Source organism: Prosthecobacter sp., from assembly GCF_044373815.1.
Taxonomy (GTDB): domain Bacteria; phylum Verrucomicrobiota; class Verrucomicrobiia; order Verrucomicrobiales; family Verrucomicrobiaceae; genus Prosthecobacter.
In genome coordinates this window covers 1-6,216 of record NZ_JBIPNG010000399.1, presented here as the reverse complement: position 1 = coordinate 6,216, position 6,216 = coordinate 1, and the positions used below count along the sequence as shown (strand labels likewise).

Here is a 6,216-nt window from a genome sequence, read left to right as displayed (position 1 = left end):
CGCCGGTGATCGGCGTTGCCTACTCGCAGACCATCACCCCTTCAGGCGGCCTGACCCCCTACACCTTCACCCTGGTCAGCGGCACGCTGCCTGCCGGCATGACGCTGAGCAGCAACGGCACGATCAGCGGCACCACCACCAGCGTTTCCTCCACCACCTTCACCCTCAAGGCGACGGCTTCCGATGGCTGTTCCGGCACGGCCGCCTACACGCTCGCTCCGGTCTGCCCGACCCTGAATCTCTCCCCCACCACCGCCACGCTGCCGGTCGCCTATCTCGGCGCCTCCTACTCGCAGACGCTCACCGCTTCCGGCGGCGCCGCACCTTACAGCTATGCGCTGCAGAGCGGGGATCTGCCCGGCGGCGTCCTCATCTCCTCCTCGGGTATTCTCAGCGGCACAGCCACGGCCAAGGGCTCCTTCCCGGTCACCATCCGTGTCACGGATGCCAACGCCTGTGCGCAGTCCTTCAACATCACCCTGCAGGTGCGCACGCTCTCCATCGGCAATCTGGTCTTTGAAGACTCCAACAACAACGGCCTCAAGGACAGCAGCGAACCCGGTGTGGCCGGAGCCACCGTCCAGCTCTTCACCACCGGCGATGACAATGCCATCGGCGGCAGCAGCACCGCAGCGGATGTGCAGGTCGGCAGTGACTTCACCACCACCTCCAGCGGTGCGTATCTCTTCAGCTCCCTGCCCGCCGGCAATTTCTACGTCAAGGTCACGCCTCCTGTGGATTATCTCTTCACCGGTGGCACGGCCTCCATCGCGGACAACAACGTCGACAACAACAATGACGGCGCGCAGCCCGGCGGCTCCGGCACGGCTCTCTTCAGCCCCGTCATCAGCCTCTCCGGCGGTGCGGAATCCATCACCGATAGTGACACGGATGCTGACACCAATTTGACCGTGGACTTCGGCCTCTGGTCCAGCGTGGCCGTCGGCAATTTCATCTTCCTCGACATCAATGGCGACGGCCGCCGCAATGAGGGTGAAAGCCTCGGCAACATCTACGTCGAACTCTACGCCCAGGGTGCAACTCCCGGCGTGGATGATCCGGTGAGCGTTGGAAGCTCGGGCTGCAGTTGCAAAGGCCGCTACTACCTCGAAGGCCTGAATCCAGGCAGCTACTTCCTGCACATTCCTGCGTCACAGTTCACCACAGGTTCACCGCTGGAAGGACTCCTGCCGATGTCCTCCGTGATCGAGGGCGATGACGACGTGGGTCAGGATCTCATCTTCAACAACAGCCCCGCCGTCAATGGTGCCAGCACCGGCCTCTTCACCCTGCGCCCCGGCTTCTGCCCTGTGGGTGCCGCCGAATCCGGTGCTGAAGGGTCCACCGATGACGCCACCGACGCCAGCGTCGATCTCACACGCGACCTAGGCATCGTCGCTCCTGCCGGCACCGGCTTTGCCGCCAGCACGGCCATCCGCCGTTACATCATCACCGGCGGCTTCACCGCCAGCGTCCTTCCAGGAGCCAGCACCTTCGCCACCTGGAGCCAGGGCAGCGACATCGGTGGCGCCACCGCAGATCCTGACGAAGACGGCATCTCCAACCTGCTCGAATACGCTCTGGGCACCGATCCTGCCAACCCGCTGCAGCCGAACCGTTTTGCCCTCACGCATGACGCCACCACCGGCACGCTCATCGCCCTGCTGACGCAGCCCACCGCCACGCATGATGACCTCATCATCAGCCTCGAAACCCTGACCGACCTCAGCAAGGCCGGAACTGCCTCCGCCTGGAAGAAGCTGACGATGGCGGCCACCACCACCATCAACGCGGACGGCACGCTCACACGCTCGTATTCGAACCTCGAAAAACTCCTCGTCTTCAAGGGCCTCGACGCCGGCTACATCCGCCTCAAGGTCGATCTCGATGCCAACCGCGACGGCGTCCCCGAAGCCACCGTAACGTCAGGCATCCAGGGTTGGAGCCGCCAGTCCTTCGCCCCCGGCTCACGCACCTTCAGCATGCCGCTGCTCAATGCCGCCTTCTTCACCGGCCGTGTCGCCGCCGTCAGCACCAATGAAGTCATGCTGCAGGCCATCATCACCCTGCCAGCCGGTTCGTTCTACCTCGAAGTCCTCGACGGCCCGCTGGCCGGACAGCGCTTCGACATCGACGCCACCAGCAGCTCCGGCAACACAGTCGTGCTGCAAAATACCAGCCAGTCTTATGCCGGTCTCGCCAATGCACGCATCAGCATCCGCCAGCACCACACCTTGGGTGTATTGCTTCCATCCACCGCCTTCAGCAGCGAAGACCGCGTGCTCTTCTTCGACCCTGCCGCCAGCAACTACACCACCCTCACCAACAGCAATGGCTACTGGCTCAGCGACGTTCTCAGCATGAACGCCCGCCCCTTCGCTGCCCACGAGGCCGCCATGGTGCAGGTACGCGGTGCAGGCAATGCCCTCATGTTCACCGGCGAAGTGCGACTGACGAACTACGTCACCCCCCTCGTCACCGGCACCCAGCTCGTCGCCCCCGGCTGGCCCGTGGCCACCCCTGCCCCGGTCAATGGCCTCACCTCCGGCCTCACACCGGACGCCGCGGATCGCTTCCGCCTCTGGGATGGCGACACCACGCCAGACGCCAGCAGCTACACTGGCTACTACCTCGACGGCACCACCACTCCGCCCGCTTGGATGCCGCAGACCACGCCAGCACCTGCCGCCATTGTGCAGCCCTTCCACGGCTTCTTCCTCATCCGCAGCGCGCCGTTGCAGCTGAATCAGACTGCGCCGTGGTGATGGGAATGCAGGATGGGTGTGGTGATAGACCACCGGCATGTGAGCGGGTGGAAACGTCCGCATCCTGACTGCCAAGTCGGTTGCCATGCCATTTTTTCGGTTGCCCATGGCAACCGCGCAAACTGCACCGCATTGCCACCGCATGCCTGCGGTTTGCATTCGCCTGCGCTCTCCTGCACAGCCTTCGGCCCCTCGGTTGCCAGTTGCCCACCCTAGGTTCTGGGGGGTGGAAACTGGCAACCAGTTCCTCACCCTTTCTGCCTTTCACCGCCGGGGGACGGCGCACCTTTTTGAATGCCTGCGCCGCCATAGACCCGGAATCACGGACCCGCGCAGCGGTTCCCTCCCCCCCTGAAGCACCTGAGCCAACCACGGCTGGCAGGGACACGTTGCATGACATGTTATGGTATTTTATTTCAGGCGTACCGAGCCACCTTCAGCCAGCAGGGATGCGCTATGCGCGTCCGTAGAATCCTTCGTCCCAGCGCGTGCTGAGGACACCTAGCATCCTCCCTGTCCAAAAGCCCCCCGGCTTTTCCCCACCTATTGCGCTTTGCCCTTCCAGATGTGCCGCCCTCTTGACACCCCGGCTTCCTGAGATGAAGAGGCGCGCGTGCATCCCTCCACTTTACTCCGCTCCTTCAAAACGCATCGCCTGCTGACTCTACTTTCCTGCTGCGCGCTCTCCCTTGCCAGCTCCGCCCTCGCAGAGCTGGACATCGTTTCGGCCAGCAAAGAAGGAGAGGAACCCATCTACGTGCTGAAGGACACCGCCACCGGCAAGGTCTTCGGTACCTTCTGGAACCGGGAAAAGGAGACGAGCGACTATGGCTTTGAGTCCTCCGTGGTGCCGAACTTCCTGTGGTCTGAGGATCGCCAGCTCGTGGCCGTCAGCGGTGGCGCGCCCCGCAGCCAGGTTGTTTCCCTCTACCAGGTCACGAAGAATTCGCTCAAGGAGATCCCCGTGCCGCAGCTCACGGATGAGCAGGCCGCGACCATCCTGGCCATCAACGACATTTCAGCGGAAGGCACCGAAGCCGTGGGCTGGCAGGCGGATGGCAGCCTGCTGCTGCGCTTCTGGGCCGCAGGCAAGGTGAAGGAGGAAAATGAAACGCCCCAAGCGGCCAACGTCTGGGCCGTGCTGGAAATCGCCGAGGGCAAGGCCACCATCACCAGCACCACGTTGAAGGAACCGTCCGCAGCTGCTGAGGAAGGCGAAGCTTTTGATCCCGAGCGCCTCGTCGGTGTGCATCAGTCCATCGGCCGCAATCCCGATGGCACCGCCTACAAAGGCACGGTGGAAATCCGTGTGGTGAATGGCGTCATCGGCCTCGAGTGGAAGATCGGCGACACCGTCTCCCACGGCAACGGTGTGCTCGTCGGCTCCACGCTCGGCGTCGCACTGGACAGCGGGCTTTCCATCTACCGCATCGTCGGTCAGTCGGAGGGTATTTCCCTCATCGGGATCTGGTCCAGCGCCGGTTCCGCCGCCACCAACGCAGACGCGATCCTCCTTGGCAACGCGGACATGACGCAGGCGAAATTCGAAGCCGAGAAGCTCAACGGCAAATACCTGTCCCTGCGCGAAGTAAAGGACAGCCAGATCGAGGGCAAGGCAACCATCTCCGGCGGCGAATTTACCAAGAAGGTGCTCTGGACCAGCGGCGACGAGACCACCAAATGCCAGGCTCTCGCGCTGGGAGACGGCCTCGCTGTACTCACTCCCACCGGCCTCTCCGTGTACGAGAAGCAGCTCGACAACGGCGGCAACACCACCCTCGTGGGCACCGCGCTCACCGGCAAAGGCAAGACCTACCCAGAGACGCTCAGCCCCACGGAGTAAGGTCAAAAAGAGGAGCGCGTCAGACTGCGTCTCGGCGCAGCCTCATGCGGGAATCAGCCGTTCATCGGCCCTTCGGGGCACCGATTGTAACGGCTTTTTTCATGCCCGGAAACGATCCTGCCAGTGACAGCCGAGGGGAGGCATTCACCCCATGGCACGGACACACCCCACTGCGTAGCTTGGAACCATCACACCCCAAACCAACCCACACAACATCATGAACAACCCACCTCCCTTCGACCAACTGCCCCAAGCCGCCAAAGACCTGGCCGACCACGCCACACAGGCCGCCAAGGACGCTGCTCAGCGCGGCATCGCCGCCACTCAGGCTGCCGCCAAGGACGCGACCCAGGCCGCCAAAGACCTCTACAAAACCGCCTCAGTCCGCGCCGAAGACCTCTACCACACCGCAGCCGTCCGCGCGGAAGACACCTTGGTGCAGTCCAAGCAGTACGTGCGTGAGAATCCCATCCCCGTCGTCCTCGGAGCCTTCACCCTCGGCCTCACGCTCGGCTGCCTGCTGGGCCTGTCCCATCATCAACCTGAGCCCACCTTGCGCGATCGCTTCCGCTGGTAGGAAACACGACTGGTTGCCAGTTTCCACCCCCCAGAACCTAGGGTGGGCAACTGGCAACCGAGGGACTGAAGGCTGTGCAGGAGAGCGCAGGCGAATGCAAACTGCAGGCAGGCGGTGGCAATGCGGTGCAGTTTTCGCGGTTGCCATGGGCAACCGGAAAAAGGAGCATGGCAACCGGCCAAGCGCTGTATTGGAAAGCCTTGGTGGCCCCAAGGAACTCGGAAGTCCGGCAGTGGCGGGACCATCCCCTTGCTTGAGTACGTGATTGGGCCCTGAAGGTTTTGTTCAGCGAATGGACTCAGCCAACTCCGACCAGCCTATCTTTCTGGCCAAGTCCCCAGCCGTATACCCAGAAGGGGTGCGCGCAGAAGGATCAGCCCCGTAACGTAAAAGCAGGGTCGTAATGCCGAGGTTACCCGCCAGCGCTTCATGATGGAGCAGACTCCATCCTTGGTCATCAATGGAACGGGCAATGCCCGGATCGGCCTTCAGCTGAGCCTCCACCTTGGGAAGCATGTTCACACACATGGGATGATCGCAAAACTTCGGGATCTCCTTTGGAGCGGACCTGCTAAGCAGGCTGGCAAGCAGCCCTTTTTTTACTTTTGGCTGTCGCTGAATTTCGATCTGAATGTCTGCGGGATCGCCAAAGTCCAGGCCCCAGGCCTGATCATGCTGCGCGCGTGCGCTGCGATCCATCCTCGCTCTCATGAGATTGACGGTGTGCCCTCCATAGGCGCGGCCATCGGCCGTCATCATCCAGTCCGTGATGTGGGAAAAAGAAACGCTCACCGCATCTCCTTTGCGTACCGAAGTCAGCCAATTCGGCGCGTTCAGGAGCGTGCCGCTGACGGAGTCCCCATCAAACTCGATATCTCCCATCCACATGTGTTCATATTCCGATTTCCCGTCCGTTCTGGGGCCATCCGTGAACGGCAGCTTGACCATGGCCATGTCCAAGCCGGGCACGATGCGCCGCCGCTCCCACGCAAGTTCCCTCCAAAAGTAACGAAAGGTATCCTGCGCAGACC

The 6,216-nt window shown here is 62.6% G+C and carries 4 protein-coding genes; 3 read left to right on the top strand and 1 reads right to left on the bottom strand.

All coding sequences use genetic code 11. The annotated features are described in order from the left end of the window. The 3 genes from ACIREA_RS24280 to ACIREA_RS24270 all read left to right on the top strand — a co-directional run. The coding region (locus ACIREA_RS24280; RefSeq protein ID WP_397384923.1) for an SdrD B-like domain-containing protein at positions 1-2,765 on the top strand (2,765 nt) is incomplete at its 5' end. A gap of 613 nt (positions 2,766-3,378) precedes the next feature. Then, positions 3,379-4,608, top strand: a complete 1,230-nt coding sequence (locus ACIREA_RS24275) for a hypothetical protein (RefSeq protein ID WP_397384922.1) — start codon at positions 3,379-3,381, stop codon at positions 4,606-4,608. A 217-nt stretch (positions 4,609-4,825) separates the two neighbouring features. Continuing rightward, positions 4,826-5,185, top strand: a complete 360-nt coding sequence (locus tag ACIREA_RS24270; protein ID WP_397384921.1) for a hypothetical protein — start codon at positions 4,826-4,828, stop codon at positions 5,183-5,185. A 285-nt stretch (positions 5,186-5,470) separates the two neighbouring features. Here ACIREA_RS24270 and ACIREA_RS24265 read toward each other — a convergent pair. After that, positions 5,471-6,216: DUF2314 domain-containing protein (locus ACIREA_RS24265; protein WP_397384920.1), on the bottom strand; the 746-nt coding region annotated here is incomplete at its 5' end.

What these genes read in the sequence shown, in the direction of transcription:
- ACIREA_RS24270 (WP_397384921.1), top strand. Translation starts at nt 4,826, where the DNA reads ATGAACAACCCACCTCCCTTCGACCAACTGCCCCAAGCCGCCAAAGAC.